Origin of the sequence: Haloactinopolyspora alba, from assembly GCF_003014555.1 — a bacterium.
Lineage (GTDB): Bacteria > Actinomycetota > Actinomycetes > Jiangellales > Jiangellaceae > Haloactinopolyspora > Haloactinopolyspora alba.
The window spans coordinates 253,336-280,031 of record NZ_PYGE01000003.1 but is presented as its reverse complement, the minus strand read 5'-3'; the positions used below and the strand labels follow the sequence as shown (position 1 = coordinate 280,031).

The following is a 26,696-nucleotide window of genomic DNA, read 5'->3' as shown; positions in this document are numbered from 1 at the left end:
AGTTGTCCACGTCGGGGGCCTCGACCGCGCCCGAGCCGGCGCCGGTCGGCGGACATCGTCGGTGCGGGGCAGTAACGTCTGTATCCGTGACGACCGATCCTGCCGACACCAACGACGTCCCGGCGGACGTCCGCGACCGCCATGCCTCGCTGGCGCAGCAGATCGAGGAGCATCGCCAGCGTTACTACTTCGCGACGCCGACCATCAGCGACGCCGAGTTCGACGAGCTCATGCGCGAGCTCGAGGCCATCGAGACGCAGTACACGTCGCTGCGCACCCCCGACTCGCCGACCCAGCAGGTGGGCGCGCCGGTGACCGGCGGCACCGGCGAGGCGGCGGCCGAGGCGTCCTGGCCGCCCATCGAACACCTCGAGCGGCTGCTCAGCCTCGACAACGCGTTCGACCCGGACGAGCTGGCCGAGTGGGCCGCCCGGGTCGAGCGTGAGGTCGGCGGCGGCGCGCGATACCTGTGCGAGCCCAAGGTCGACGGGCTGGCCGTCGACATCGTCTACCGTGACGGCCTGCTGGCCACCCTCGCCACCCGCGGCGACGGGCGCACGGGCGAGAACATCACCTACAACGCGCAGTTCGTGCCCGCGGTCCCCGAGAGGCTGACCGGCACCGACGAGTATCCGGTGCCCGAGGTCGTCGAGGTCCGCGGCGAGGCGGTGTTCCCCGAGGCGGAGTTCGAGGCCATCAACGCCGAGCGCGCCGAGCTGGGGCTGCCGCTGTTCGCCAACGCGCGCAACTCCGGCGCGGGTGTGCTGCGTCAACGGATGGACCGCCGCCGCGAGAAGCTCGACGCGGCGAAGGCGAAGGCCGATGCCGCCGGCGGCTCCGGGCGTTCGCAGGGGGCGCTCGAGCGGCTGCAGGAAGAGTTCGACCGCGCCGAGCGTTCGCTGGGCCGGCTCACCCTGGTGTGCCACGGCATCGGCCGCCGCGGCGGGTTCGAGGTGCGGCACCAGTCCGAGGCGTACGAGGCGTTGCGCGCCTGGGGGCTGCCGGTCAGCGACCGCGTCCGGGTGGTGTCCGATCTCGATGCCGTGCGCGAGTACATCGACCACTACAACGAGCACCGCCACGACGTCGAGTTCGAGATCGACGGGGTGGTGGTCAAGGTCGACCAGGTCGACCTGCAGCGTCAGCTCGGGTCCACCTCGCGGGCGCCGCGCTGGGCCATCGCGTACAAGTACCCGCCCGAGGAGGTCACCACCGAGCTGCTCGACATCCGGGTGAACGTCGGGCGCACCGGCCGGGTCACGCCGTACGGCGTCATGCGCCCGGTCAAGGTGGCAGGGTCGACGGTCGAGAACGCCACCCTGCACAACGCCTCCGAGGTGCGGCGCAAGGGCGTGCTCATCGGCGACACGGTGGTGCTGCGCAAGGCCGGTGACGTCATCCCCGAGATCCTCGGCCCGGTGCTGGAGAAGCGGGACGGCTCGGAGCGGGCGTTCGAGATGCCCACCGAATGTCCCGCGTGCGGGTCGCCGCTGTCGCCGTCCAAGGAGGGCGACGTCGACATCCGCTGTCCCAACACCCGGTCGTGCCCGGCGCAGCTGCGTGAGCGGCTGTTCCACCTGGCCGGCCGCGGCGGGTTCGACATCGAGGCCATGGGCTGGGAGGCCGGGGTCGCGCTGACCGAGGCCGGCGTCGTCACCGACGAGGGCGACGTGTTCGCGCTCGACGAGGACGACCTCGCGCGCGTTCCGCTGTTCACGAACGCCGACGGCGGGCTCACCGTCAACGGCCGCCGGCTGCTGGACAACCTGCGCAAGGCGAAGGAGCAGCCGCTGTGGCGGGTCATCGTGTCGCTGTCCATCCGCCACGTCGGGCCCACGGCCGCGCGTGCGCTGGCGGGAGCGTTCGGATCCATCGAGGCCATCGACCAGGCCGACGAGGACGAGCTCGCCGCCGTCGACGGCGTAGGCCCCACCATCGCGGCCTCGGTCAAGGAGTGGTTCACCGTCGACTGGCACCGCGACGTGGTGCGTAAATGGGGCGAGGCCGGCGTGCGCATGGCCGACGATGTCGACACGTCGACGCCGCGTACGCTCGAGGGCTTGACCCTCGTCGTCACCGGTTCGCTGGAACAGTACTCCCGCGACGACGCGAAGGAGGCCATCCTGGCACGCGGAGGCAAGGCGTCGGGCTCGGTGTCGAAGAAGACGTCGTTCCTGGTCGCCGGTGAGAACGCCGGGTCGAAGTACGACAAGGCGCTGCAGCTGGGGGTTCCGGTGCTCGACGAGGCAGGCTTCACCACGTTGCTGGAGTCCGGGCCCGAAGCGGCCGAGCCGCTCGCTCAGCGCTCCGCGGAGGACACGTGACGGGCGCCGAGAGCACGACCGTCAGTGACGACGCGACGCTGCACCACGAGGCCGAGCAACTGCTGCGGCGCCTGGTGGGCCACCCGGACGTCGGTTTCCGCGACGGTCAGTGGGAGGCGGTGCGCGACCTCGTCGACCGGCGCCGCCGGGTTCTGGTGGTGCAGCGCACCGGCTGGGGCAAGTCCGCGGTGTACTTCGTCGCGACCGGTCTGTTGCGGGCGCGCGGCGCGGGTCCGACCGTCATCGTGTCGCCGCTGCTGGCGCTCATGCGCGACCAGATCGCCGCCGCCGAGCGCGCCGGCGTCCGGGCGGTCACCATCAACTCGGCGAACGCCGACGAGTGGGGCGAGATCTCAGCGAAACTGGCCGACGACGCGGTCGACGTGCTGCTGGTCAGCCCGGAGCGGCTGAACAATCCGCGGTTCCGCGACGAGCAGCTGCCGACGTTGTCGGACAGCGCGGGGTTGATCGTCGTCGACGAGGCGCACTGCGTCTCCGACTGGGGGCACGACTTCCGCCCCGACTACCGCCGCATCCGCGACCTGCTCGACACGCTGCCCTCCGGCACGCCGGTGCTGGCGACGACCGCCACCGCCAACGGCCGGGTGGTCGCCGACGTCGCCGAGCAGCTCGGCAGCGGCGGTGCCGAGGTCACCACCGTGCGCGGCTCGCTCGCCCGCGACAGCCTGCGGCTGGGCGTGCTGTCGCTCGACTCCGCCGAGCAGCGGCTGGCGTGGCTGTCCGCGCACCTCGACGAGCTCACGGGCAGCGGCATCATCTACACGCTGACGGTCTCCGCGGCCGAGGACACCGCCGCGCTGTTGCGCGAGGCGGGCCACGAGGTCCGCGCCTACACCGGACGCACCGACCCCGCCGACCGGGTCGAGGCCGAGCGGGCGCTGCTGGCCAACGAGGTCAAGGCCCTGGTGGCCACCAGCGCCCTGGGCATGGGCTTCGACAAGCCCGACCTCGGCTTCGTCGTGCATCTCGGCGCGCCGTCGTCGCCGGTCGCCTACTACCAGCAGGTGGGCCGCGCCGGGCGGGCCACCGAACGCGCGGACGTGCTGCTGCTGCCGGCGGCCGAGGACGCCGACATCTGGCGGTACTTCGCGACCGTGTCCATGCCGCGCGAGGACCAGGCACGCGCGGTGCTGTCCACGCTGTCCGCCGCCGGCGGTGCCATGTCCACCGCCGCCGTCGAGGCGCACGTCGACGTGCGCCGCACCCGGCTGGAGCTGCTGCTCAAGGTGCTCGACGTCGACGGCGCGGTGCGGCGGGTCCGCGGCGGCTGGGAGGTCACCGGGCAGCCGTGGCACTACGACGCCGAACGCTACGAACGGGTCTCCGCGGCGCGCTCGGACGAGGCGCGGGCCATGCTCGCCTACCAGCGCGGCGAGCAGTGCCGCATGTCGTTCCTGCAGGACGCGCTGGACGACCCCAGCGCGCAGCCGTGCGGGCGCTGCGACGTGTGCGCGGGACCGTGGTACTCCGACGCCGTACCCGAGCAGGCACGCGCGGCCGCCCGGGTGACCCTCGGCCGGGCCGGCGTGCTGCTGGAACCTCGTGCGCAGTGGCCGTCCGGCATGGCCCGGCTCGGCGTCGACGTGAAGGGCAAGATCGGCGACGGCGACCGCGTCGAGCCGGGGCGGGTGCTCGCCCGGCTGACCGACCTCGGCTGGGGCCAGCGGCTGCGGGCACTGCTCGAGGCCGGCGACGCGCCCGCGGACGCGTCGTTGCTCGACGCGTGCGTGGACGTGCTGCGCGGGTGGAGCTGGGACCGCCGCCCGCACGCGGTCGTGACGATGCCGTCGCGGCGTCGCCCCCAGCTGGTCGACTCGGTCGGGCGGCACCTCGCGTCCGTGGGCCGGCTGGCCGACCTCGGCAGCATCGAACTGGCCGGCGACGGACCCGCCGCGGGCGAGTCCGGTGGCAACAGTGCGTTCCGGCTCGCCACGGTGTGGGACGCGTTCCGCGCCGGCCCGTCGTTGCGCGAGTCACTGGCTGCCGTCGATCCGGAGCCGGTGGTGCTGCTGGTCGACGACGTCGCGGACTCGCGCTGGACGGTCACCGTCGCCGGCCGCGAGCTACGCCACGCCGGAGCCGCCCAGGTGCTGCCGTTCGCGCTGGCCCAGGCCGGGTGACTGCGGGCCGCGGCCGACGACCTGCGCCAGCGCCACCAGGTGCGCCAGCCGCGCCAGCTCGGAGTCGAGGATGCGCGGGCCGCCGTCCCGGCCGAACACCACGGTCTGGCCGGTGCTGGCCACCGGCGCGCCGACGGCGACGACGTCGTGCCACGACTCGGGCGCCCACCCCTCGTGCGTCGGCAGCCGGGCGGCCGTCGCCAGCGGCAGCCACGGCGCCTCGTACCCATCCGCTTCGGGCGCGCCGCCGGCGGCCCGCTCGACGCGCAGCGTGGAGCCGTCCGCGGCGAGCAGCAACGCCCACCCGGACCGGAACACACCAGGCAGCAGGTCCACCAGCACCTCGAGCGCCCGGCGTGGGTCCTCGGTCATCGCCTCGACGGCCTCCAGGTCGCGGTGCAGGCCCGCGCCGGGGCTGTAGTGCCCGACGAACTCGACGTCCACGTCGTCCACCGACAGGCATGCGCTGACCAGGGTGTCCGGCAGCTTTCCGGCGGGCAGGTCGATGAGGAAGTCGTCCACGGCGGTCCCGTCCGCGCGGTGCTCCACCACGTCCACGCCGACGATGTCACCGCCTGCCATGCCCACGGCCGACGCGACCGCACCCAGCGATCCGGGCTGGTCGGGCACCACGACACGGAGAAGAATCGACACCTCGACAGCGTGTCACACGAGTGTCACGGCGGTATTGCGCGCCCGCGGGTGTCGGTGGTGGCGCTTATCACTGCTCCGACTGCAGCCAGGCCAGCACGGCCAGGACCCGTCGGTGGTCGTCGTCGGACGGCCCGAGGTCCAGCTTGGTGAGGATCGAGGAGATGTGCTTCTCGACCGCGCCGTGGGTGACCACGAGCATCCGCGCGATGGCGGTGTTCGTTCGCCCCTCGGCCATGAGCGCGAGCACGTCGCGCTCGCGGGTGGTCAGCGTCTCCAGCGGGTCGCGGCGTCGCCGGGCGAACAGCTGCGAGACCACCTCGGGGTCGAGCACCGTCCCGCCGGAGGCCACCCGTTCCAGCGCGTCGGAGAGGTCGCCGAGCGCCGAGACCCGGTCCTTCAGCAGGTAGCCGACGCCGCCACCGCCGCCGGCGAGCAGGTCGCCCGCGTACGACTCCTCGACGTACTGCGACAGCACCAGCACGCAGGTCCCCGGTACCTGCTCGCGGGCCGACAACGCGGCGCGCAGCCCTTCGTCGGTGAACGTCGGCGGCATCCGGACGTCGACGACGGCCACGTCCGGTTGGTGTTTCACCACGGACGTGACCAGCGAGTCCCCGTCCCCGACGGCGTCCAGCACCTCCGCCCCGGCCTCACCGAGCAGACGGACGAGCCCCTCGCGGAGCAGCATGGAATCTTCAGCCAGAACGACGCGCACGCACACATCCTGCCAGGTCCCGTCCATTCGTGGTGACTGCGATACCGCAGGTTGCGGGCGACGGCCGATTGCGGCCGCTTGGTTGCACCTGGCGGTATCGAAGTCGGCGGGTTGCCGGGCCTCAGCCGTGATCGAGCCACCACCTCGCGGGCAGGACGACGGAAGTGGGCAGCGGAGACGGCCAGTCGTCCGGCTCGGGCTCGACCGGGCCGACGCCGGGAACGTGTTTCCACCATCGGATCGGCTCGCCGTGCGGCGGGTTGTCGCGCAGCAACTGGGTGAACCGGCCGATGAGCTCGTGGCGGCGGTAGGCCGCGATGGTGAATCCGTAGCGCACGATGTCGAGCCCGAGCCGGCGCAGGCGCCACTCACGTTCCTTCTCGTCGGCGACGACGGCGGCAGCATCGGGGCGGTTGTTGTACTTGACGTCGCCGTCCGCCTCGTGGGCGGCATGGTGATGCGGCCACAGCCCGTCGACTCGGTACTCGGGCCGACCGGCGCCGACCCACGCGTTGGACACCGGCATTGGCAGCGCACCTGCGATGATGCCGAACCGGCCGAGCGTCTCGAGCGGGCTCTCGGCCAACGGGTCGGCATGGGTGGCGACCCAGCTTGCCCGGGACACGCCCGGCCAATGGCGCATGTGCGCCACGACGTCGGCGATGTCGCCGCCCTGGCGTGTGACAGCGTCGGCGACGATCAACGCCGCCGGTACGGGTGCCGTCAGTGCGATGGTCGCGGCTGCCCACTCTGGGCTGACCACTCGAGAGCGGCCACGCTGCCATCGGTGGTGCGGCGGTGTGTCGGCGGTGAGGATCCGGCCGAAGACACCGTTCTTGCTTCCTCGCCCCGGCTGTTTCGGCCGGACCACGACCGGACGGGCAGGGGGCCTGCCCAGGGTGGGCAGCCGCCACACGGCAGCTGCGGACCAGCCGGTCAGGAAGGCGTCCGGGCTGCAGGACAGCACGAACGCCCGGGCCCGCAGCTCGTACAGTGCCCAGCCGCTTAGCCCGTCGACGGTGTCGGCGGACGCGTACACCCCCTCGGCCACGCGCACCAGCAGCTTCGCCCGGGCCAGCCGGTGCAGGCGGTCTCGTGCAATGCCGGACGCACGAGCGGTCCGGACGTCGATCAGCCCTTCGTGCTCTCGGAGGAACGTCAGGATGTCGGAGGGGAGGTGAGTTCTGCGGCCCATGATCTCCGCCACGGTGCTCGGCCGCCGCGCGTGGCGGAACCGAGCGCGGACAGTCTGTGGACAACTGCGGTTGCCCCGACTTCGATACCGCCGGTTGCCCTCGTCGGCCGCATCGACCTGATCCCCGGCACCTGGCGGTATCGAAGTCGGTGTCGTTCATCGAGGGGATCGCGTGCTGTCACACCCTGGCCGCTGACCGTCCACCCGGTGCTGATCCGATAGGCGAGCGAAATGTCCAGGAACACCGCCAAATCGTCCAGGTGCTCGGTATCGAGCGACCTGGCCGCACCGTCCGGTCCGGAGGTCCACACATGTCCGAGTCCCACGTCCCGGCGCCCACGGGGCGGACCAGCGGTGTCCGTCGCCGGCACCTGCTGCTCGGCGCGATGGCGACCCCCGCGGCCGCGGCGCTGCCGAGTCTGGTGGACGCGACCAGCGGCGCCGGCGCGGCGCCGGTGGCGCCCCCCGAGCCCGGCGTGTTCGATCCGCACAGTCCCAGGTTCGCGATCGCGGTGCTGCCCGACACGCAGTACCTGTTCGACCAGGACCGGTCGGACCCGGCGCCGCTGGAGTCGACCTTCGGCTACCTGGCCGAGCAGCGCGGCCTCGCGAACGTCGCGTTCATGACCCACCTCGGCGACGTCACCGAGCACGGCGACGCCGACGAGATCGAGCTGGCCGACCAGACGTTCGCCGCGCTGGACGGCGTCGTGCCGTTCAGCGTCCTGGCGGGCAACCACGACGTCGATTCGTCCACCGACGACCAGCGCGGCGACAGCGCGTACCTGCGGGCGTTCGGGCCGTCGCGCTTCGCCGGCAACGACACGTTCGGCGGTGCGTCGCCGGACGGCTACAACAGCTACCACGTGCTCACCGCGGCCGACCGCGGCTGGCTGGTGCTGGCACTGGACTGGCGCGTCTCGGATGCCGGGCTGGCCTGGGCGCAGGGGGTCATTGACAAGCATGCGAGCACACCGGTGGTAGTCACCACGCACGACCTCGCCTACGCCGACGACGACGGCGCGGCGACGCTGTCGCCGAACGGCGAGCGGCTGTGGGACGGCCTGATCCGCCGTAACGATCAGGTGTTCATGGCGCTCGGCGGGCACTACTGGCCGCCCGGGCGGACCGTGCTCACCAACGACGCCGGCAACGACGTCCACGTGCACATCACCAACTACCAGGACCGTTACTACGGCGGTGCCGGCATGATCCGGCTCTACCAGTTCGACCTGGCGCGCGGCGTGATCGACGTTGAGACGTTCGCGCCGTGGTTCCTCACCCGGGACGCAGCCGAGCGCCCGCCGCTCGGGGCCGAGGTCATCGAGCTGACCGGTGACGTCGACCGGTTCAGCCTGCCCCTGGACACCGAGGCCCGCTTCGCCGGGTTCGCGCCGGACACGTCGCCGCGCCCGCGGCCGCCGCGGCGGGTCATCGGCCGCCACACGGTGGCGTACTGGCGCTTCGACACGGTCGGCCTGCGCGGCCGGGTCGAGGACGGCGCGGTGGTCGACGACGGCGCCGTCGCCGCCGATCTGACCCGCAACGGCAACGATCTGGTGGTGCGGCGCCTGCACTCCAGCGGCCCGGGCGTGCTGACCCGCTCGGTGGAGCACCACGAGGGCGCGCCGGCGCACGCGAGCCTGCGCTTCGACGGCGGCCAGAGTCCCGATCGCGGCGCCGTGCTCGAGGCGGTGGCCGACGCCGCGATCAACTCGGCGACGTTCCTGGACGGGTTCACCATCGAGCTGTTCGTCAAACTGCCCGAGCCGTTCGAGGGCGACCATGCCTGGATGGGGATCCTCAGCTGGCAGGGCCGGGCCGGCGACGCGGGCAAGACCGAGGGCTACTCGCCGCTGGAGTCGGTGTGCAGCCTGAACCTGTCGGGGGAGCGGTTCCTGCAGTTCGTGTTGTACCCGCACGTGCAGAACGCCTCGCCGACGTCGTGGAGCCACGCGCTGCCGGTCGGGCGCTGGTTCCACGTGGCGGTGGTGAACGACGGGTCGACCTCGGTCGTGTGGGTCGAGGGCTCGCGGATCGCGCGCAACCCGGCCCAGCCCGCGCACGGCATCGCGACCCTGGGCCTGCCGTTCACGCTCGGTGCGAACGCCTTCGACAACGCGTTCGGCCAGGGCTTCTACGGCTACCTCGGCGACGTGCGGATCAGCGACCGCGCGCTGACCCCGGCCGAGTTCGTCGTCCCGTTCACATGACCCGCACGGTGGAAATGACCACGTTCACCATGGAATTCCATGCGTCACCACCCGTACAGCCCTGGTGATGCGTGCACTCGCCTCGCCTCGCCCGGCGTCACGTCCTCTCGCGGCGCCGGAACGTCAACGCCACCAGGAACGCGATCGCCGCGATGCCGACGGCGGCGGTGAACACCGACGTCATCCCGTCGACCAGGACGTCCGCACCCGAGCGTCCGTCGGCCGCCGCGTCCTGCGTCGTGGTCCCGTAGACGGTGACCAGCACGGCCAGGCCCAGCGCGCCGCCGGTCTGCTGCAGTGTCTGCAGTGCGCCGCCGGCGGCGCCGGCGTCGTCGGCCGGGACGGAGCTCATGATCACGATGTTCATCGGCGCGAACGCCAGGCCCATGCCCAGGCCCATCAACACCATCGGGCCGAACATGCCGGGCAGGTACGCGCTGTCCGGGGTCAGCCGGGTCAGCCAGGCCAGCGCCAGCGCCAGCGACGTCGTTCCGGCCACCGCCAGCGGCCGCGGACCGAAACGGGGCAGGAGCCGTGGCGCCAGCCGGGTCATCGTGAACAACACCGCCGCCAGCGGCACGAACGCGAACCCCGTGGCCAGCGAGCTGAACTCACGAACGTCCTGCAGGTACTGGGTGAGGAAGAAGAACGTCGACATGGCCGACATCGGCCCGAGGAAGAACATCGCGTAACCGGTCGCACGGTTGCGGTCGGCGAACAGCCGTAGCGGCAACAGCGGGTGGCGGGTCCGGGCTTCGATGGTCACGAACGCGGCGAGCAGCAGTGCTCCCGCCACCAGCAGGATCTGACTGCCCGGATCACTCCACCCCTCGTCGCCGGCGCGGATGAACCCGTAGACCAGCGACGCCACGCCCGCACTCGCGGTCACGGCGCCGGGAAGGTCCAGGCGGGACGGGCGCCGTTCGGGCTCGGCGAGGATTCGGCGGGCGAGGACGGCGATGGCGATGCCGAACGGGACGTTGATGAACAGCACGGACCGCCAGGAGAAGAGCTCGGTGAGCAGACCGCCGAGAATGAGCCCGATGGCGAACCCGGCGCTGGACACGCCGCCGAACAACGCCAGGGCCCGCATCCGTCGCTGCGGCTCGGTGAACGTGGTGGTGATCAGCGCCAGCGTGCTCGGCCCGGCGGCGGCCGAGCCCAGGCCTTGCGCGATGCGCGCGGCGATCAGCAGGGCGGGGGTGTCCGCGGTCCCGCCGACGAACGACGCGACCGTGAACACGGCGATGCCGCCGATGAACAGCCGCCGTCGGCCGAACAGGTCGCCTGCGCGGCCGCCGAGCAGCAGCATGCCGCCGAACGCGAGCGTGTAGGCGTTCATGACCCAGGACAGGCCGGTGGTGCTGAAGCCGAGGTCGGCGCGGATGTGCGGCAGCGCGACGTTCATGACGGTGATGTCCAGCACGATCATCAGCTGGCACGTGAGCAGGACGGCCAGCGCCAGGCCGGGCCGTGTCCCGGCGCGTTCGGCGCTGTCTTCGGGTGCCGGCCGGGGGCTCGGCAGGGTTCGTTCGGACACTGAAGCTCCCGAGGGGTGCGTGTCGCCCGGCGCCCGGCATCGGTGCACGGGGCGCGAGGAGGGCGATCGACCGAGCAAACCGGAGATAGTCTCCGGTTAGGACGGGAGTTAGCATACGGAGTACTGCTCCGGTTACGCAAGACTATCCGGAGATAGTCTCCGGATCGAGGTGGCAGCGATGACGACAGCGCGTCCGATGCGCGCGGACGCCCGGCGCAACCACGAGCGCATCGTGGCCGTGGCCCGTGAGGCGTTCGCCGAGCACGGGGTGGAGGCGTCGCTGGACGAGATCGCCCGGCGCGCGGAGGTCGGGCCCGGTACGCTCTACCGGCACTTTCCGCAGCGCCAGGCACTCATGGAGGCGGTCTACCGCGACGACGTCGCCGGTCTGAGCCGGCGCGCGCAAGAACTGCTCGACGAGTACCCGCCGGGCGACGCGCTGGCGCAGTGGCTGCGCGAGCAGGTCGACTACCTGGTCCGTCGCCGCGGTCTGGCGAGCACGCTGAAGGCCACCCTCGGGCCCGACTCGGAGACGTTCGCAGCGTGCAAGGCGATGTTGACGGGCGCGGCATCGGCGCTGCTGACGGCCGGGCAAGAGGCCGGCGTCGTCCGTTCCGACCTCACACCGCGAGACGTCCTGGTCCTGGCGCACGGCATCGGCACGGCGGCCGAGGCGGCCCCTGACTCGTTCGAGACCCTGCTCGGTGTCGCCGTCGAAGGTCTACGCGCCCGCTGACGTCCTGCCGCGACTCCCGAGGGTCCGCCTATTGGGTGGGGATGGGGAGTTGGGCGGTGATGGTGGTGCCGTTGCCGGGTGGGCTGGTGATGTCGAGGGTGGCGTCGATGCCGGTGAGGCGGTCGTTGAGGCCGGTGAGTCCGTGGCCTTTGCCGGGGTGGGCGCCGCCGCGTCCGTTGTCGGTGATTTGGACGTGGAGGGTGTTGTCGAGGCGGTGGACGGTGACGGTGCATTGGGTGGCGTCGGCGTGTTTGGCGGCGTTGGTGAGGGCTTCGGTGACGACGAAGTAGGCGGCGTTTTCGATGGAGCTGGGGAGTCGTTCGTTGTCGTGGAGGGTGGTGTCGAGGGTGGTGGGGATGGGGTTGCGTGCGGTGGCGGCGGCGAGGGCTGCGGGCAGTCCGCGGTCGGTGAGGATGGGTGGGGCGATGCCGCGGGAGACGGCGCGGAGTTCGGCGAGGGCTTCTTTGGTTTGGTTGACGGCGCCTTCGAGGAGGGGGAGGGCGGTGTTGTGGTCGTGGTTGTCGAAGCGGCGTTGGGCGGATTCGAGGTCCATGGTGAGGCGGACGAGGCGTTGTTGGGGTCCGTCGTGGATGTCGCGTTCGACGCGACGCAACGTGTCCGCCTCGGCCTGCACCGCTGAGGCCCGGCTGTGCGTGAGCGCCTCCGCCCGGGCGCGCAGCTCCGCGTTCTCGTCCGTCAACATCCCCCACACCAGCATCGACTCCAGCGTCACCAGGCCGCGGAGGACGTAGGCGAACACCCGTGGCAACCCGCGGAACCCTCCGCCGCCGCTGACCGCCCACGCCAGCAGGGTCAGTGGCGTCAGGGCGATGGACAGCGCCAGCCAGACGATGGTCAGTGACCACGTGAGCACCCGCACCGGCAGTATCAGTACCGCGAAGGTCCAGTCCCGCCAGCTCTGCTGGTCACGCAGCCGGCCGAGCAGCCGGCCCAAGAGGTTGCCGTTCACCTGCCGGTAGTGGAACGGCCGCACCTCGCGCCGCTCGACCCATCCCACGCGCCGCCGTTCGGTGTGGGCGAAGCCGCGTGCGGCAGCCAGCGTGCCGACCATGATGGCCAGCCCGGCGAACGCGACGACGAACAGGCCGACGCCGAGCGCGAGCCCGGCGATCGCGACGACGAACGACGCGACCGCGATCGGCAGGCCGGGCAGCATGTACCCGAGGTCGCGCCAGATCTGGCGCCAACTGGCCTCCGGGCGGCCGGGCTCTGTCGTGCTCACGTCGTGAGCCTCTCATGTCGTCGTGGGTGTGGCTCGGGTGCCGCCTACTGGGTGGGGATGGGGAGTTGGGCGGTGATGGTGGTGCCGTTGCCGGGTGGGCTGGTGATGTCGAGGGTGGCGTCGATGCCGGTGAGGCGGTCGTTGAGGCCGGTGAGTCCGTGGCCTTTGCCGGGGTGGGCGCCGCCGCGTCCGTTGTCGGTGATTTGGACGTGGAGGGTGTTGTCGAGGCGGTGGACGGTGACGGTGCATTGGGTGGCGTCGGCGTGTTTGGCGGCGTTGGTGAGGGCTTCGGTGACGACGAAGTAGGCGGCGTTTTCGATGGAGCTGGGGAGTCGTTCGTTGTCGTGGAGGGTGGTGTCGAGGGTGGTGGGGATGGGGTTGCGTGCGGTGGCGGCGGCGAGGGCTGCGGGCAGTCCGCGGTCGGTGAGGATGGGTGGGGCGATGCCGCGGGAGACGGCGCGGAGTTCGGCGAGGGCTTCTTTGGTTTGGTTGACGGCGCCTTCGAGGAGGGGGAGGGCGGTGTTGTGGTCGTGGTTGTCGAAGCGGCGTTGGGCGGATTCGAGGTCCATGGTGAGGCGGACGAGGCGTTGTTGGGGTCCGTCGTGGATGTCGCGTTCGACGCGACGCAACGTGTCCGCCTCGGCGGCGACGACGGCGCTGCGGCTGCGGCTGAGTTCCTCGGTGCGGGCGCGGAGCTCGGCGTTCTCGTTGGTGAGCATCCCCCACACCAGGGCGGATTCGGCCAGTGCCAGCGCTCGGAGCACGTACGGCAGGGTCAGCAGGAACACCAGGCCGATGGCGGTGTTCAGCGCGACGTCGGCGAGCGCGCCGTCGCCGATGCCGATCAGCTCGGCCAGCGTGTCGTTGGTCTCGTCGTCGTGTGGCAGTGACCACTCCCACAGGGCGTAGCTGGTGCCGCCGAGCGACGCCGACAGCCACGCGATGGTCAGTGACCAGGTGAACACGCGCAGCGGCAGGATCAGGACGCAGTATCCCCACTCCCGCCACGCCATCGGGTCCCGGATGAAGCTGAGCAGCCGGCCCATGCCGCTGCCGGTGACCGGCCGCCGCTGCACCGGGCCGACGGGGCGCTGCTCCATCAGCGACACTCTGGACCGCTCGGCGGTGGCGAACCCGCGGGCGGCGCCGAGCATGGCGACCCAGACGACCAGGCCGAGGAAGGCGAGGACGAAGAGGCCGGCACCGAGCCAGAACCCGGTGACCATGACGACGAAGGAGGCGATGGCGATCGGCAGGCCGGGAAGCAGGTAGCCGATGTCGCGCCCGACCTGATTCCAGCCGGCGCGAGGGCTGGTCGAGGTTGTCGTGTCCATGTCATGAGCATGTCGCGATTGGCGTGGACGGACGAGCCGGGAATCCGGTGAACCGGGGGTGGGGCTGTCCCCACCACGCATCGGTGGCCAGGCCGGGCAGGACCGAGCACGCCGAAGCCACCGGCCGTGGCGGGCCGTGAGACGGCGCTCGACTCGGGCCGATCGCCGCTCGGCTCAGGCGCCGGCTGACGTAGGATCGCCGGGTCAACCCGGACCGGCCGACCGGACGAGCTCCGCGCCGCCGGGACTCGTAGGATCGTCCACGTCACCGACCGTGGAGGAGCGCAGCACGCATGCCCTCGATCAGCCGCGAGGAGGTCGCGCACCTGGCGCGGCTGGCTCGCCTGGACCTCGAACCCGACGAGCTGGACCATCTGTCCGGCCAGCTCGACCAGATCCTCGGCGCCGTCGCGCAGGTCGCGGAGGTCGCCGCCGACGATATCCCGCCGACGTCGCACGCGTTGCCGGTGACCAACGTGTTCCGTGACGACCTGCCGCGCCCCAGTCTGACGCCGGAGTCGGCGCTGGCCGGTGCTCCGGCGGCCGAGGACGGCCGCTTCCGCGTCCCGCAGATCCTGGGGGAGGAACAGTGAGCGGCACCGAGCACGGCCTGGTCGGCCGTACCGCGGCCGAACTGGCGACGTCCATCGCCTCCGGCGAGGTCAGCGCGGTCGAGGTCACCCAGGCGCACCTGGACCGCGTCGACGCCGTCGACGGTCCGGCCGAGTCCGGGGTGCACGCGTTCCTGCACGTCGACGCGGACGGGGCGCTGGCCGCGGCGGCCGACGTCGATGCGCGCCGTGCCGCGGGTGAACGCCTCGGCCCGCTTGCGGGTGTGCCGCTGGCGCTCAAGGACGTCATCACCACCAGCGACATGCCGACGACGGCCGGCTCGAGAATCCTCGACGGCTGGCGCCCGCCGTACGACGCGACCATCGCCCGGCGGCTGCGCGAAGCCGACGTCGTCGTGCTCGGCAAGACCAACATGGACGAGTTCGCCATGGGGTCGTCGACGGAGAACTCCGCGTTCGGCCCCACCCGCAACCCGTGGGACATGACGCGCATCCCGGGCGGTTCCGGCGGCGGCTCGGCGGCGTCGCTCGCGGCGTACGAGGCGCCGCTGGCCATCGGCACCGACACCGGCGGGTCGATCCGCCAGCCCGCCGCACTGACCGGAACCGTCGGTGTCAAGCCGACGTACGGCGGGGTCAGCCGGTACGGGCTGATCGCCTGCGCCTCCAGCCTCGACCAGGCCGGGCCGTGCGCGCGCACCGTCCTCGACGCCGCCCTGCTGCACAGCGTCGTGGCCGGGCACGACGCGCTGGACGCCACGAGCATCGACCAGCCGGTGCCCGATGTGGTGGGCGCGGCCCGGCGTGGCGCCGAGGGCGACCTGACCGGCCTGCGGGTCGGCGTCGTCAAGGAGTTCGGCGGCGAGGGCTACCAGGCCGGGGTCGAGGCGCGGTTCAACGACGCCGTGGCGCAGCTGTCCAAGCTCGGCGCCGAGGTCGTCGAGGTGTCCTGCCCGAACTTCGTCTACGCGCTGCCCGCGTACTACCTGATCCTGCCCAGCGAGGTGTCGTCGAACCTGGCGCGTTTCGACGCGATGCGCTACGGCCTGCGGGTCGGCGACGACGGCACGCGCAGCGCCGAGGAGGTCATGAACCGCACCCGCGGCGCGGGCTTCGGCGCCGAGGCCAAGCGGCGCATCATGCTCGGTACGTACGCGCTGTCGTCCGGGTACTACGACGCGTACTACGGACAGGCGCAGAAGGTCCGTACGCTGGTCGCCCGCGACTTCGAGGCGGCGTTCGGCAGGGTCGACGTCCTCGTGTCGCCCACGACGCCGACGACCGCCTTCCCGATCGGGGAGCGGGTCGACGACCCGCTGGCGATGTACAGGAACGACCTGTGCACCATCCCGAGCAATCTCGCCGGGAACGCGTCCGCGTCGTTCCCGTGCGGGCTGGCCGACGAGGACGGCCTTCCGGTCGGGCTGCACGTCATGGCGCCCGTCCTGGCCGACGACCGCCTCTACCGCGTGGGTGCCGCTCTCGAGCAGGCCTATGCGGGATCGTGGGGCGGGCTGCTGCTGAACCAGGCGCCGGAGCTGAAGGAGAGCGCATCATGAACGTCAAGACCGTGGCCAAGTTCGCCGGTTCCGCGCTCGGCGCCGGGTCGGCTGCGCGCAGTTTCGCCAAGGCGAAGCGCGAGAGCGACCGGCTGCGCATGGTCGATGCGCTGCTGAGCGTGGCGTCCGCCGCCGTGACCATCGCCATCGTCGTCCGCGAGATGCGCGCCGGCGACGAGGCCGAGACACAACTGATCGACATCGAGGACCGGTCATGACCACAGCTGAACGTGTCAACCCCTCGTCGTTGCCCGGCTTCGACGATGCGATTGCCCGTTTCGAGCCGGTCATGGGCATGGAGGTGCACGTCGAGCTGGGCACCGCGACCAAGATGTTCTGCGGTTGCTCCACCGAGTTCGGCGGCGACCCGAACTCGCAGGTCTGCCCGGTCTGCCTGGGGCTGCCGGGGTCACTGCCGGTCGTCAACGGCACCGCCGTCGAGTCCGCGATCTGCATCGGGCTCGCGCTGAACTGCGACATCGCCGAGTGGTGCCGGTTCGCGCGGAAGAACTACTTCTACCCGGACATGCCGAAGAACTTCCAGGTCTCGCAGTACGACGAGCCCATCGCGTTCGACGGCTGGCTGGACGTGACCGTGCCCGGTGCGGACGCGACAGCGGAGCCCGACGTGTACCGCATCGGCATCGAGCGCGCCCACATGGAAGAGGACACCGGCAAGTCGCTGCACGTCGGCGGGGCCACCGGGCGTATCCACGGCGCCAGCCACTCGCTGCTGGACTACAACCGCTCCGGTATCCCGCTGATCGAGATCGTCACCAAGCCGATCGAGGTGCCGCCGGCCGTGGCGCCGGCCGTCGCGCGCGCCTACGTCACCGAGCTGCGTGAGCTGATCAAGGCGCTGGCGGTGTCCGAGGCGCGCATGGAGCTGGGGCAGATGCGCTGCGACGCCAACGTGTCGCTGCGCCCCGTGGGTACCACCGCGTTCGGCACCCGCACCGAGACCAAGAACGTCAACTCGATGCGCTCGGTCGAGCGTGCGGTGACCTACGAGGTCCGCCGGCAGGCGGCGGTGCTGACCGAGGGCGGCTCCATCGTGCAGGAGACCAGGCACTGGCACGAGGACACCGGCGAGACCACCGCCGGCCGGGCGAAGGAGGAGGCCGAGGACTACCGGTACTTCCCCGAGCCGGACCTGGTGCCCATCGCGCCGTCGCGCGAGTGGGTCGAGCAGCTGCGCACGACGTTGCCGGAACCGCCGGCCGCCCGGCGCGCCCGGCTGCAGGCCGAGTGGGGCTTCACCGACCTCGAGATGCGTGACGTCGTCAACGCCGGTGCGATGCCGTTGATCGAGGCGACCATCACCGCCGGCGCCGATGCCGCGGGCGCGAAGAAGTGGTGGCTCGGCGAGATCTCGCGCACCGCCAACGAACGCGGCACGGCTCTCGAGGACGCGGGCATCACACCCGCCGACGTGGCCCGGGTCGAGGAGCTGGTGGCTGCCGGTTCGCTGAACGACAAGCTCGCCCGTCAGGTCGTCGAGGGTGTCCTCGCCGGTGAGGGTGCGCCGGACGTCGTCGTCGAGGCCCGCGGGCTCGCCGTGGTCTCCGACGACTCGGCGCTCGGCGCGGCCGTCGACGACGCCATCGCCGCCAACCCGGACGTGGCCGAGAAGATCCGCGGCGGCAACATGGGCGCCGTCGGCGCGATCATCGGCTCGGTGATGAAGGCGACGCAGGGGCAGGCCGACGCGAAGCGCGCCCGCGAGCTGATCATCGAGAGGCTGGGCGGCTGAGTGAGCAACGTCCGGTGACGACGTCCGTCGGCGTCGGGAGCCGGCAGTGAACGGCGCGCAGGACTGGCCCGACCGCGTCGGCGACTGGTTCGACGACGTCCGCGTCGCCGAGACCCTGTCCACCATGTCGGCCGAGGTCGTCGCCGGTATCGCCGTCGCGGCCATCGTGGTCGCGCTGCATCCGGTGACGTGGCGGATCGTGGGCTACCCGGTGACCATCGTGCACGAGCTCGGGCACGTGCTCGCGGCGCTGACCGCGGGGTTCCGGCTGCGCGGCGTCACCGTCAACGGCGACATGTCCGGCGCGACCAACTTCTCGTCGCACAGTGCGCTGGGCACGTTGTGGACCATGTGGTGGGGCTATCCGGCGCCGTCGGCCGTCGGACTGGCGTTGATCTGGGCCGCGGCGAACGGCTGGGCGCGGCTGGCACTGGGCGTGCTGGTGGTGTGCCTGGCGTTCGTGTTCCTGCTCTCGCGCAGTTGGCACACCGTCGGCGTCGTGCTGCTGACCGGCGCGACGTTCGGACTGGTCGGCTGGTACGGGTCGGCCGCCGCGTGCACGGCGGTGGTGTTCGCGTTCGCGTGGCTGCTCAACGTCGGCGGCGTCCGTGGACTCGGTGCCGTCCTGAAGTCGCACACCAGCAGGCGCGGGATCCAAAGCTCCGACGCGTACATGATGAGCCGGCAGTCGGCCGTGCCCGGCGGGGTGTGGCTGTTCACGTTCGCGCTGGCGATCGGAGCCTGCGCGTGGTTCGGCGTGACGATGGTTCTGGACGCGCTCGCCTGAGCCGCGCGGGAAGCCGGCAGGGCGGTGCGGCGTTGACCTTGGCATGACCGAAGCGATCGAGAGCCGTGACGTCGACGTCGTCGTGATCGGCGCCGGGCAGGCGGGCCTTTCGGCGGCGCACCACCTGCGCCGGCTCGGATTCGAACCCGGTGACGACGTCGTGGTGCTCGACGCGGGCACGCGCCCCGGCGGAGCGTGGGCGCAGCGCCCGGCCACGCTGACCATGGCGAAGGTCCACGGCATCTTCGACCTGCCCGGCGCGTCCCGGCCCGAGTCCGGAGCGGACGCGGACCGTCCTGCTGCCGACGTGGTGGGGGACTACTACGCGGACTACGAAGAGCGCTACGGGCTGTCGGTCCGGCGTCCGGTGCGGGTCCGGTCGGTCCGGTACGGCCACGACGGCCGCCTGGTCGTGACGTCGTCCGGCGGCACCTGGGCGGCCCGGGCCGTCGTCAACGCCACCGGAACCTGGACCCGCCCGTACTGGCCGTCGTACCCGGGAGCCGCCGAATTCGCTGGGCGGCAACTGCACTCGGTGAACTACCGCGGACCGGACGAGTTCGCCGGGGCGCGCGTCATCGTCGTCGGCGGTGGGAACTCGGCCGCACAGATCCTGTCCGAGATCGCCGACGTCGCCGCCTCGACCACGTGGGTGACGCGGCGCCCGCCGGAGTTCCGCGACGACGAGTTCACCCGCGACATTGGCCGCGCTGTCGTCGCCGCGGTGGACGAACGAGTGCGGGCCGGCCTGCCGCCGCGCAGCGTGGTGAGCGTGACCGGACTGGCGTACACCTCGGTGGTCCGTGACGCGCTGGAGAAAGGGGCGCTGCAGCGGCTGCCCATGTTCTCGCGCCTGGTCACCGGCGGCGCACAGTGGGACGACGGATCGGTGATCCCGGCCGACGTCATCGTCTGGGCAACTGGATTCCGGCCCGCGCTCGGGCACCTCGCGCCGCTTGGCCTGCGGGAACCCGGAGGCGGGATCCGGATGGACGGCACCCGCGTGGTCGCCGAGCCTCGGGTGCACCTGGTCGGTTACGGCCCGTCGGCGAGCACCGTCGGCGCCAACCGAGCCGGACGGGCAGCGGCGGTCGAGATCGCGGAGCTGCTCGGCCTGCGGCAGGCAAGGTCCGCGTCCACTCTGGCTGCGGCCTGACCGGCGTTGGGACGCGCCGGGAGCAGGACGATCACGATCGCGCTTGACGTTGACACCCGTGTCACGGTTTTAGCGTCCACGGCATGACGATTCTGGAGTTCACGACGATGCGGATCGGCGAACTCGCCGAACGAACCGGCGTCAGCCGCCGTTCTCTTCGCTACTACGAACAGGAAGGGATGATCACGGCGCGGCGAGCCGCGAACGGCTACCGCGAGTACGACGAACTCGCCGCGGTCCGCGCAGCCAACATCCGTGACCTGGTGCACGCCGGTCTCACTCTGGACGACATCCGTCCCTCGCTCGAGATGGGCTGCCTCGACGAGCCGCTCACCGAGGCGTCGGCATGTGCCGAGGCGATCCGTTCGGGCCTGCACCGGCTGGAGAAGCTCGACCATCAGATCGCGTCACTGAGCGAGTACCGCGAACGCCTCGTCGACTACATCGGCCGCCACCAGGAGGCGCTCGCCGAGCAGGACGACGGCTGATGGCGGCAGTCACCACGCGGCCCGCGCAGACCGGCGGTGCCGCGTCGATCGTGCGCGTCCTGCCGCTCGCCCTCGTCTCGTTCGCTGCCGGTACCGACGACATGGTGATCGCGGGCGTCCTGCCCGAGATCTCCACCGACCTGGACGTGAGCCAGCCCGTCGCCGGCCAGCTCATCACCGTCTATGCGCTGATGTACGCCCTGGCGACGCCGGTCGTCGCGGTGCTGACGGCGCGCTTGCCTCGTCGCAGTGTCCTGGCGTGCGGGCTCGCGGCGTTCGTCACGGTCAACCTGCTGGCCGCCGTCACGACCGTGTACGCCGTCCTGTTCGCCCTTCGGCTGGCGGCAGGGCTCGCCGCCGCGGCGATGACCCCCGCGGCATTCGCGATCGCCGCCGAGATGGCGCCGGAACACCGGCGCGGGCGCTACCTCGGTCTGGTGACGAGCGGATTACCGGTGTCGCTGGTCGCGGGCGTTCCGCTCGGAACCTGGCTCGGCGGCAGTCTCGGCTGGCAGGCCACGATGCTGTTCGTCGCCGGCGTCGGAGCGGTGGCCGGTGCCGGGCTCGTAGCCGTGCCGGCCGTTCCCGGTTCGGCGAGCGAGAGCCTTCGAGCGCGCATCGCACCGCTGCGGAACCCGGCAGTCCTGCGGACGGTGGCCTTCCTCGTCGTGTGCGGAACCGGCGGGATGATGCAGCTGGCCTACATCGCACCGACCGTGCATGCGGCAAGTTCCGTCGACTACCGTGCGGTCGCGGCGATCTTCACCGTCGTCGGCGTGGTCGGGATCGCCGCCGCATGGCTCGGCGGGCACGGGGCCGACAACTGGGGGCCGCGCCCGACGCTGTGGCGTGCGTTGACACTGCACATTTCGCTGCTGGGGCTGATCAGCTGGGCCGCCTGGCGGGGAGACGTCCCGCTGGTTCTGCTCGGGTCGTTGTTCGCGGTCCAGTCACTGGGTTCGTGGGCGTTCAACCCACCCGTGCAGATGCTCCTGCTGCGCGCCGCGCCCGACGCAGGACCGCAGGTGCTGTCGTTGCAGACGACCGGGCTGTTCCTCGGAACCACGCTCGGAGGCATTCTCGGCGGCGTGCTGCTTGGTGGCATCGACGCCTTCGCGGTGCCGCTCGCGGGTGCCGTACTGGGTGTGTTGGCGCTACCGCTACTGGGCCGCGACGGGCGCAGCCGTCCCTCCCATGCGTAACGCATGCACGACCGTGGGGTGACTCCTACTGTTCGATCACCTGCCGCTCACCGATGCGGACGTGCACGGTCGACGTCAGCGGGTCGACCTCGAGTGTGCCGGTAGCGCCCGTCGACGCCTCCCACTCGACGCTCCACTGCGTCGTGGCCGAGACCGCGTATGCCTGATCGGGCTGGCCGCGGCTGGTGCGTTCGTACCTGTGCCCACACGACGGCGACTCACGAACACCGTAGGCCGTGTCGTACGGGTCGCCGGGGGACGTGCAGGTGACGCTGCTGCCGTCGCCCATGTCCCAGACGGCCTCGTCGACCTGCGCGGCGACCGTGACGGTGACGGCTCCCTCCGAGCCGGTGTCGGTGAGCGGCCCCCACGTCGTCGGGCCGGGGTCTCGTACCCACATCCAGTTCGGCGCGCCGACCAACCCCATCGAGTCCGGATCCTGCTCGATCGGCGTGGGCGCCATTCCGATGTCGACCGGTTCGAGGTTCATGCCGGAGAGCACTTGACGGGCCAGCGCCTCCGGATCCACCGGCTCCGGCGCCGCCGGCCCAGAGGGCAACCACATGAGACCGCGCGCACCCCAGTTGATTCCACCACCCCAGCCAGCGAGTTTCCGCCATTCGTAAATATGGCCCTGGCCAGGTGGGCCAGTCCAGTGACCGAGGTGGGCGAGGTCACCGTCCGGCGGTCGATAACGTTCATTCTCGTTGGATTCTAGGGCTTTAAAGTACCGGTCACGGTCTTGACTGAACGTGTAACCGTCCATTTCGCATGGTGCTGGGCTGACCGCCGGGTTCTTCTGCGAGCAGCCCGTGGAAGGCGGTCGACCTGGCTGGTCCGGGTCGTTTTCATCACCGTCGTAGTCCGAGGGCGGATCGGCACATCCATACCCGATGTATACCATGCCAGGCGGGCAGTCATTCTCGTTGGCGCTAGCAATGGGGACGATTGCGAGGAGAACGACGGCACTGGTGGATGTGACTAGACCACGACCTGTCGCGATCGATCGACCTAGCATGGCCGATTTCTTGTCAGGTCGATCGTCTGAATATACCACCCGGGATCTTCCCCCTCGTCCGGCCCGGCATTGGGGAAGTAGGTCCAGTTCATGGTCCAGGTCTGATATTTGTCTGGTTCGAACGAGTCGTCGGCCGGTTGTCCGTCGTAAGTCTCGAAGGTTAGCGTGGTCATGTTCATGCATGCTGTCGTTGTGGCTTCATGAATGCCGGAGTCGGTGACGTTCAAATCGATATTGGTGACCTCATGCCTGGCGATGATAGTGTCACCGATCTGTTCTAGTTCAGTCGCGGTTCGCCAGCTACGAGTCCAATTCGAGAGTTCAAGGTCCGCCTGGCCAGTCACATTCCACTCGGTCGACGGTGCGTTCGCCTGTACTTCGTTGACGCTGTAATCGCTGGCGTTCGAGTAGAACTCGTCGCGGTTGGCAATGAGGGTCTTGAAGGTCGCTTTGATCTCCGCTTCGGCCTTTTCCTCCGGCGTGGTCGTCGGCGGAGCGGTGAGCGCCGGCGATGGTGTTCCGGATCCGGTGGGTTCGGCGACGGGGTCGTTCTCGTCGCCGCCGCAGGCGCTGAGGACGAGCACGATCGCCGTCACGCCGGCGCCCACAGCGCCCTGTCCGGGCCTGCGCTTCTCACGTGTGGTGCGTGTCGCCATGGTGACGCTGGTCCTCCTACGGGCCCGGTTGAAGCTGGACGGCGGCATCCGAGGCCCCGTGAGCGAGGCCGTGACCAAGATCCAACCACGGCGGCGCCGGTCGGTGTGCCGGGTTCCCCGGATCTCCTGAACCCACAACGGTGATCATCGGCAGTTCACCGTCATATGGGCGGGAAAGTGCCGATGATCATGAGCGGGAAAGGCGCCCCGCCGACGGGTTCAGCGGGTACGGACGTCCACGGCGCCCGCGCTGGAGAAGGCGCGGACCTTGTACACCGATCCTGCCGCGGTCGGCACGCCCACTGTCGCGTCGCCGGTGCTGGAGTCGCTTTCGACGTCGTACGACACGTCATCGGGCAGCGTCACGGTGACGTCGTCGGCGCTGGACTCGGCGTCGAGTGAATCCGGCGCGCGCACGGCATGGACGGTAACGGGACCGGCGCTCGACGTGACCTTGGCGACGTCGGTGGCGAGACCGTCGACAGTGACCCGACCTCCGGCGGAGTGGGCGGTCAGCGGCCCGGTCTGATCTTCGATCCGGATCTCGCCGGCGCTGGCCTCGAGCTCGGTCGTCCCGGACAGCCCGGTTGCGGAGATCGATCCGGCGGAGGCTTCGGCGGTGACGACGGCGTCGGTGGGAACGGTCACCGTGACGTCGGATTCGCACCACAGGCCGAGGAACACCCCCGAGTCGCACCCGCCGTGCACGCGCAGGGTGCCGTCGTCGACGTCGTGCTCGACCCTGCCGTCTCTGCTCCAGCCGGACTCGACCTCGAACTCCAGCGCCGTCTCACCAGCGGGCGACCCGACGATCTCCACGTGGCCAGTAGCGACGTCGATCTCCACGCGGTCGATCCGTTCGTCGATGTCGACGCGATCGCTGGAATGCGTGATCCAGGACAGCGCCGTGATGCCGGCGAACCCGATGGCGACCACCCCGGCGACGGAGAGGCTGCGCCGGATCGGGCGCGGTCCGACCGGCTGGTCGGCCTCGCGTGGTCGGAGCTGATCGGTCATGCCTCAACGGTAGGGCCCGAAGATCGACAATGGTTCCGTCTCACTGACGATCGTTCCCGGATTCCGCATGCCAGGGTGACCCTGACGACCCGGCATGGGAAAGCCCGGACCACCGCGGACTCAGCCGGCGGCGAGCTCGAAGCGCAGGATGCGGTCGTCGCCTTCGCGCGGATCGCCGCGTCCGTCCGTGTTGTTGGTCATCACCCACAGCGTTCCGTCCGGCGCGACGGCGACGTCGCGCAGCCGGCCGCGGTCCTCGACGAAGCTGGTCGGCTCACCGGCGTCACCGTCGACGACCGGTACCCGCCAGAGCCGCTCCCCGCGCAGGGCGGCGACGAAGAAGGTGTCACGTACGTAGGCCAGCCCGCTCGGCGACGCGACGGAGGTCGGGGACCACTCCACCACCGGGTCGATGTACTCGTCGCCCTCGGCGATGCCTTCCACCGCGGGCCAGCCGTAGTTGCCGCCCGGCTCGATGCGGTTCAGTTCGTCGGCCTCCCGATCACCGAACTCGCTGGCCCAGAGTCGCCCTTCGTCGTCGAACGCGAGCCCTTCGACGTTGCGGTGTCCGTAGGAGTAGATCGGCGAGCCGTCGAACGGATTGCCGGGCGGGACTTCGCCGTCCGGCGTGATGCGCAGGATCTTGCCGGCGAGACTGTCGAGGTTCTGCGCCTCGTCGGGATTCCCGGTCTCGCCGGTGGCGACGTACAGCATGCCGTCTGGGCCGAACAGCAGCCTGCCGCCGTCGTGCCGGAACCCGGCGGGGATGCCGTCCAGAACGGTCTCGAACTCGCCGAACGACCCGTCGACGTACCTCGTGCGGACGACGACATTCTCGTCACCCATGGTGGCGTAGACGTAGAGCGTCGACGGCGCGGCCGGGTCGAACGCGATGCCCAGGAGCCCGCCCTCGCCCTCGCCGGCGACACCCGGCACCTCGCCGACCTCGGTCACGTTTCCTCGGTCGTCCACCCGCACGATGGTTCCTTCGTCGCGCTGCGACACCAGCGCCGCGTTCTCGTTCAGGAACGCGATGCTCCACGGGGCGTCGAGGCCGGTGACGATCTCCTCTCCGCTCGTCGGTACGACCGGCCCGCCGGGTACCGGCGTCCTCGTCGACGGCGTGGACGGCGCCAGGCTCGCCTGTGGCGGTGTCGTGGCCGGTGACGAGTTCGTGGCCGGTGGCGAGCTGGTGGTGCGAGCCGGCGGCGAGGTACTCGACGTGTCGTCGTCGCCTCCGGCGCAGGAAGCGGCGGTGAGTGTCACCACCAGGACGAGTGCGGCGCGTCGGATGGGCACGGGCCCATCGTGACACGCGCCCCAGGTAGGTTCGAGAGTCATGACCGATGTGCTTGTGCCGTACTCGCCCGAGTCGTTGGGTGCGCTCGACGGGCTGTCCGTGCACGTGTGGGACGGGCAGGACGACGAGAACGTCGACCCGGGCGGCGCCACCGATGCCGGCGCCCTGGACAGGGTGGACGAGAACTCCCTGCCCGGCCAGGACGTGCTGGACCGGATCGAGTTCTATGTCGTGCCGTACGGCTTCGCGCCGGAGGCGATGACGTTGATCGAGCGGATGCCGCGGTTGAGCACGGTGCAGACGCTGACCGCAGGCTACGAACACATCCTGCCGCATCTGCGTGACGGGCTGACGTTGTGCAACGCGAGGGGTGTGCACGATGCCAGCACCGCCGAGCTCGCCGTGACGCTGACGTTGGCGTCGCTGCGCGACATCCCGGCGTTCGCGCGAGCGCAGGAGACCGGTGCATGGGCTCCCAGTTGGGGTGAGTCGCTGGCGGACAAGACGGTACTGCTCGTCGGCTACGGGGCAATCGGACGGGCAATCGAGGCGCGGTTGCGTCCGTTCGAATGTGACGTACTCCCGGTCGCGCGGACGGCGCGGGACGGGGTCGCCGGCACCGACGCGTTGCCGGATCTGCTCGGGCGCGCCGACGTGGTGATCGTCATCTGCCCGCTGACCGACGAGACCAGGGGCATGGTCGACGAGTCGTTCCTCGCGTCGATGCGCGACGGGGCGCTGCTGGTGAACGTCGCGCGCGGCGCGATCGTGCGTACCGAGGCGCTGACGGCCGAGGTGACGTCCGGGCGGCTGCGGGCGGCCCTGGACGTGACGGAGCCCGAGCCGTTGCCGTCGGAGCATCCGTTGTGGAGAGCGCCGGGTGTGCTGATCTCCCCGCATGTGGGTGGGCTGTCGTCCGCGTTCGCTCCGCGGGCGCGGCGGTTGGTGCAGGCGCAGCTGCGGCGGTTCGCTGCGGGGGAGCGGCTGGCCAACGTCGTCGTCGGCCCGGCGTGAGGTGGACGTTTCACCGGCCGCAGCGCGACGTCCTGCGGTGGCCATCACGAGGCGAGTGCACGCGTCACCAGGCCCGAAC

Annotated in this window: 23 protein-coding genes; 13 read left to right on the top strand and 10 right to left on the bottom strand. The window is 71.0% G+C overall.

Annotated features, from left to right (window positions below):
- Window positions 1-2 precede the first annotated feature (2 nt).
- Both ligA and CLV30_RS06075 read left to right on the top strand, forming a co-directional pair.
- Window positions 3-2,324 (top strand): NAD-dependent DNA ligase LigA, encoded by a 2,322-nt coding sequence (ligA, locus tag CLV30_RS06080; RefSeq protein WP_420841982.1) that lies wholly within the window; start codon window positions 3-5, stop codon window positions 2,322-2,324.
- Window positions 2,321-4,465 (top strand): RecQ family ATP-dependent DNA helicase, encoded by a 2,145-nt coding sequence (locus CLV30_RS06075; protein ID WP_106536294.1) that lies wholly within the window; start codon window positions 2,321-2,323, stop codon window positions 4,463-4,465. Before ligA ends, CLV30_RS06075 begins: the two co-directional genes overlap by 4 nt.
- Here CLV30_RS06075 and CLV30_RS06070 read toward each other — a convergent pair.
- The 3 genes from CLV30_RS06070 to CLV30_RS06060 all read right to left on the bottom strand — a co-directional run bounded on the left by CLV30_RS06070 (window position 4,409) and on the right by CLV30_RS06060 (window position 7,029).
- Window positions 4,409-5,119 carry an ACT domain-containing protein gene (locus CLV30_RS06070; protein WP_129710954.1) on the bottom strand — a complete coding sequence of 237 codons (711 nt, stop codon included), beginning with the start codon at window positions 5,117-5,119 and terminating at the stop codon, window positions 4,409-4,411. The two genes, CLV30_RS06075 and CLV30_RS06070, sit on opposite strands and share 57 nt — an antisense overlap.
- A 67-nt stretch (window positions 5,120-5,186) precedes the next feature.
- The gene (locus tag CLV30_RS06065; RefSeq protein WP_106536405.1) at window positions 5,187-5,834 is read right to left on the bottom strand and encodes a response regulator transcription factor; all 648 of its coding nucleotides are present in this window, start codon (window positions 5,832-5,834) and stop codon (window positions 5,187-5,189) included.
- A 121-nt stretch (window positions 5,835-5,955) separates the two neighbouring features.
- A complete protein-coding gene (locus CLV30_RS06060) occupies window positions 5,956-7,029 on the bottom strand; it encodes a type IV toxin-antitoxin system AbiEi family antitoxin domain-containing protein (RefSeq protein WP_129710955.1) in 1,074 nt (357 codons plus the stop codon).
- A gap of 311 nt (window positions 7,030-7,340) precedes the next feature.
- On the opposite strand from CLV30_RS06060, the gene CLV30_RS06055 reads away from it, so the two are divergent.
- Entirely contained in the window at window positions 7,341-9,242 is a 1,902-nt protein-coding gene (locus CLV30_RS06055; protein WP_106536291.1) for a laminin G domain-containing metallophosphoesterase family protein, read from the top strand.
- A gap of 97 nt (window positions 9,243-9,339) precedes the next feature.
- On the opposite strand, the gene CLV30_RS06050 is transcribed toward CLV30_RS06055, so the two are convergent.
- Window positions 9,340-10,782, bottom strand: a complete 1,443-nt coding sequence (locus CLV30_RS06050; protein WP_240723252.1) for an MFS transporter — start codon at window positions 10,780-10,782, stop codon at window positions 9,340-9,342.
- Between the two features lie 178 nt (window positions 10,783-10,960).
- Between CLV30_RS06050 and CLV30_RS06045 the strand changes: the two genes are divergently transcribed.
- On the top strand, window positions 10,961-11,518 hold the full coding sequence (locus CLV30_RS06045; RefSeq protein ID WP_106536290.1) for a TetR/AcrR family transcriptional regulator: 558 nt from the start codon (window positions 10,961-10,963) through the stop codon (window positions 11,516-11,518).
- Window positions 11,519-11,546: 28 nt separating this feature from the next.
- Here CLV30_RS06045 and CLV30_RS06040 read toward each other — a convergent pair whose 3' ends face one another.
- Window positions 11,547-12,761: a sensor histidine kinase gene (locus tag CLV30_RS06040; RefSeq protein WP_106536289.1), complete on the bottom strand. Its 1,215-nt coding sequence runs from the start codon at window positions 12,759-12,761 to the stop codon at window positions 11,547-11,549.
- Window positions 12,762-12,805: 44 nt separating this feature from the next.
- Window positions 12,806-14,095: a sensor histidine kinase gene (locus CLV30_RS06035; RefSeq protein ID WP_170119632.1), complete on the bottom strand. Its 1,290-nt coding sequence runs from the start codon at window positions 14,093-14,095 to the stop codon at window positions 12,806-12,808.
- Between the two features lie 293 nt (window positions 14,096-14,388).
- On the opposite strand from CLV30_RS06035, the gene gatC reads away from it, so the two are divergent.
- The 8 genes from gatC (at window position 14,389) to CLV30_RS05995 (ending at window position 21,612) form a co-directional block, all read left to right on the top strand.
- The gene (gatC, locus tag CLV30_RS06030) at window positions 14,389-14,688 is read left to right on the top strand and encodes an Asp-tRNA(Asn)/Glu-tRNA(Gln) amidotransferase subunit GatC (protein WP_106536287.1); all 300 of its coding nucleotides are present in this window, start codon (window positions 14,389-14,391) and stop codon (window positions 14,686-14,688) included.
- A complete protein-coding gene (gatA, locus tag CLV30_RS06025) occupies window positions 14,685-16,226 on the top strand; it encodes an Asp-tRNA(Asn)/Glu-tRNA(Gln) amidotransferase subunit GatA (RefSeq protein ID WP_211300015.1) in 1,542 nt (513 codons plus the stop codon). Before gatC ends, gatA begins: the two co-directional genes overlap by 4 nt.
- Window positions 16,223-16,444, top strand: a complete 222-nt coding sequence (locus tag CLV30_RS06020; protein ID WP_106536286.1) for a hypothetical protein — start codon at window positions 16,223-16,225, stop codon at window positions 16,442-16,444. The genes gatA and CLV30_RS06020 overlap by 4 nt, the downstream gene beginning before the upstream one ends.
- Window positions 16,441-17,979, top strand: coding sequence for an Asp-tRNA(Asn)/Glu-tRNA(Gln) amidotransferase subunit GatB (gatB, locus tag CLV30_RS06015; RefSeq protein ID WP_106536285.1), 1,539 nt, complete (start codon window positions 16,441-16,443; stop codon window positions 17,977-17,979). The genes CLV30_RS06020 and gatB overlap by 4 nt, the downstream gene beginning before the upstream one ends.
- A 46-nt stretch (window positions 17,980-18,025) precedes the next feature.
- Window positions 18,026-18,766: a M50 family metallopeptidase gene (locus CLV30_RS06010; protein WP_106536284.1), complete on the top strand. Its 741-nt coding sequence runs from the start codon at window positions 18,026-18,028 to the stop codon at window positions 18,764-18,766.
- A 43-nt stretch (window positions 18,767-18,809) separates the two neighbouring features.
- Window positions 18,810-19,922 carry an FAD-dependent oxidoreductase gene (locus CLV30_RS06005; protein WP_106536283.1) on the top strand — a complete coding sequence of 371 codons (1,113 nt, stop codon included), beginning with the start codon at window positions 18,810-18,812 and terminating at the stop codon, window positions 19,920-19,922.
- Between the two features lie 83 nt (window positions 19,923-20,005).
- Window positions 20,006-20,410, top strand: coding sequence for a MerR family transcriptional regulator (locus CLV30_RS06000; RefSeq protein WP_240723223.1), 405 nt, complete (start codon window positions 20,006-20,008; stop codon window positions 20,408-20,410).
- Entirely contained in the window at window positions 20,410-21,612 is a 1,203-nt protein-coding gene (locus CLV30_RS05995; protein WP_165358517.1) for an MFS transporter, read from the top strand. Before CLV30_RS06000 ends, CLV30_RS05995 begins: the two co-directional genes overlap by 1 nt.
- Before the next feature lie 25 nt (window positions 21,613-21,637).
- Here CLV30_RS05995 and CLV30_RS05990 read toward each other — a convergent pair whose 3' ends face one another.
- The 4 genes from CLV30_RS05990 to CLV30_RS05975 form a co-directional block, all read right to left on the bottom strand.
- Window positions 21,638-22,177 (bottom strand): ATP/GTP-binding protein, encoded by a 540-nt coding sequence (locus tag CLV30_RS05990; protein ID WP_129710920.1) that lies wholly within the window; start codon window positions 22,175-22,177, stop codon window positions 21,638-21,640.
- 446 nt (window positions 22,178-22,623) lie between these two features.
- On the bottom strand, window positions 22,624-23,286 hold the full coding sequence (locus CLV30_RS25895) for a hypothetical protein (protein WP_129710921.1): 663 nt from the start codon (window positions 23,284-23,286) through the stop codon (window positions 22,624-22,626).
- Between the two features lie 219 nt (window positions 23,287-23,505).
- Window positions 23,506-24,303 carry a DUF4097 family beta strand repeat-containing protein gene (locus CLV30_RS05980; RefSeq protein ID WP_106536279.1) on the bottom strand — a complete coding sequence of 266 codons (798 nt, stop codon included), beginning with the start codon at window positions 24,301-24,303 and terminating at the stop codon, window positions 23,506-23,508.
- A 120-nt stretch (window positions 24,304-24,423) separates the two neighbouring features.
- Window positions 24,424-25,602 carry a PQQ-dependent sugar dehydrogenase gene (locus CLV30_RS05975; RefSeq protein ID WP_205740633.1) on the bottom strand — a complete coding sequence of 393 codons (1,179 nt, stop codon included), beginning with the start codon at window positions 25,600-25,602 and terminating at the stop codon, window positions 24,424-24,426.
- A 40-nt stretch (window positions 25,603-25,642) separates the two neighbouring features.
- Here CLV30_RS05975 and CLV30_RS05970 point away from each other — a divergent pair, with 40 nt between their 5' ends.
- Window positions 25,643-26,617 (top strand): 2-hydroxyacid dehydrogenase, encoded by a 975-nt coding sequence (locus CLV30_RS05970; RefSeq protein ID WP_106536277.1) that lies wholly within the window; start codon window positions 25,643-25,645, stop codon window positions 26,615-26,617.
- Window positions 26,618-26,696 lie beyond the last annotated feature (79 nt).